The 1,938-nt window shown below is 56.3% G+C and carries 1 protein-coding gene; it reads right to left on the bottom strand.

Annotated elements, in window-relative coordinates:
- The coding region (locus tag GCU44_RS22760; RefSeq protein WP_262885343.1) for a PSD1 and planctomycete cytochrome C domain-containing protein at positions 1 to 1,938 on the bottom strand (1,938 nt) is incomplete at both ends.

The following is a 1,938-nucleotide window of genomic DNA, read 5'->3' as shown; positions in this document are numbered from 1 at the left end:
AGAGGCTTCCAGTACCAGGGGATCGTTGAGCATGGCCAGCGCCTGCAGGGGGGTATTGGTGCGGTTTCGCGTCACTTCGCATACGTCCCGGTTACTTCCATCGAAGATGATGGGTTTGGGCGGAGGTGAGGTTAATTTAATAAAGGTGTACAGTCCCCGGCGGTACAGGGAATTGCCGGCATCCTGCCGGTATTCGGCCAATTCTCCCCGGCCAGAGGTGGAGGCTTCCCAGAGCCCTTCCGGCTGGTAAGGCTTCACGCTGGGACCGCCCAGTTCCTCTACCATCAGCCCGCTGCTAAACAGGACCATGTCCCGGATGTGCTCGGCGTTCATGCGGATACGGGGAGCACGGGCCAGATAGAAATTATCCGGATCTTTTTCCTGTTTCTTTTTGTCTACTTCGGCCGACTGCTGGTAGGTGGCCGAGCTGACAATCGTTTTGATCAGCTGCTTGATGTCCCAGCCGCTCTGCTGAAAATCGACCGCCAGCCAGTCCAGCAATTGGGGATGGGTGGGTAGGTCTCCCTGCATGCCGAAGTCTCCGGCCGAGCGCACGATCCCTGCCCCGAAAAGCTCTTGCCAGATCAGGTTGACAAAGACCCGTGCGGTGAGGGGATTGTCCTCGGCAAAGGTCCATTCGGCCAGACCCAGTCTGTTCGGTTTGTAGGTGTTCTGGTCAAAGGAAAAGATAGCTTCTGGGGTGGAGGGCTGCACCTCCCGGGTGGGCTGGTCGTAGAGCCCCCGATCCAGAATGTAGGTGCGCCTCAGGCTGTCCTTGAAGTCGGCCATGACCGAAACCATGATATTGCTGGTGTCTTTGTGGTTGACAAAATCAAGTACGCCCTGCAGGTCCTCTTTTTCGATCCACATGATCGGATTTTTGGCAGGCTTGGAAATGCTTACGTCTCCTTCGTACCCTTTTTCGGGGGTGTTGTTAAAAAAGGCGTATAGCTGAAAGTAGTTTTCCTGGGAGATGGGGTCGTATTTGTGGTCGTGGCACTGCGCGCACTCCACGGTCAGGCCCAGGATGGCTTTGGTGAAGGTATTGGTTTTGTCTACGTTGTATTCCACCCGGTATTCTTCGGGGATCACGCCGCCCTCTTCCGTGTACTTGTGGTTGCGGTTAAAGGCGGTGGCCAGTATTTGCTCTTTGTTCGCATCGGGCAGCAGGTCTCCTGCAAGTTGCCAGGTGATGAACCGGTCGTAGGGCATGTTGTTGTTGAAGGCGTGGATGACCCAGTCCCGGTAGGGCCACTGGGTACGGATGTTGTCGTCCTGGTAGCCGTAGCTATCCGAATACCGGGAGATATCCATCCAGAGCACGGCCATGCGCTCGCCAAAGGCAGGGCTATCCAAGAGGCGGTCGATGATTTTTTCGGTAGCCTCCGGGGACTCGTCGGCCTGGTAGGCTTGCATCAGCTCCAGGCTTGGAGGCAACCCGGTCAGGTCGATGCTCAGGCGCTTAAGTAGGTGCATTTTATTCGCAGGTTGATTGGGCGTCAGGCCGCGCTGCTCCAATCGGCTGCCCACAAAATAATCGAGTTCGTTTTGGGTCCAGGAAGGATCGGATAGTTCCGGAAGGGCCGCTTTTACGGGCGGCACAAAGGACCAATGCGGTTCGTAGGCGGCACCCTGATCGATCCACTTACGGATGATCTCCTTTTCGGCTTCACTCAGTTTGAGGTTGGATTCCGGTGGTGGCATCATTTCGGCTGCGTCGGTGGATACCAGACGCTTGATGACTTCGGATTCGGCAGGCTTGCCAGGCACAATGGCGTGGGCGCCCGGGTTTTCTTTCAGCGCCGCATAGGCACTCTCGGCCATGTCCAGCCGAAGACCCGATTCGCGCTTGTTCTCATCCGGTCCGTGGCAGGCAAAACAATTGTCCGAAAGTATTGGACGAACATGGAAATTGTAGCTGATCTGATCTCCTGAGGC

This window comes from Cyclobacterium xiamenense (assembly GCF_009467825.1).
GTDB classification, from domain to species: domain Bacteria; phylum Bacteroidota; class Bacteroidia; order Cytophagales; family Cyclobacteriaceae; genus Cyclobacterium; species Cyclobacterium xiamenense.
The sequence above is the reverse complement of the archived record's forward strand: the minus strand, read 5'-3'. Positions and strand labels throughout refer to the sequence as shown.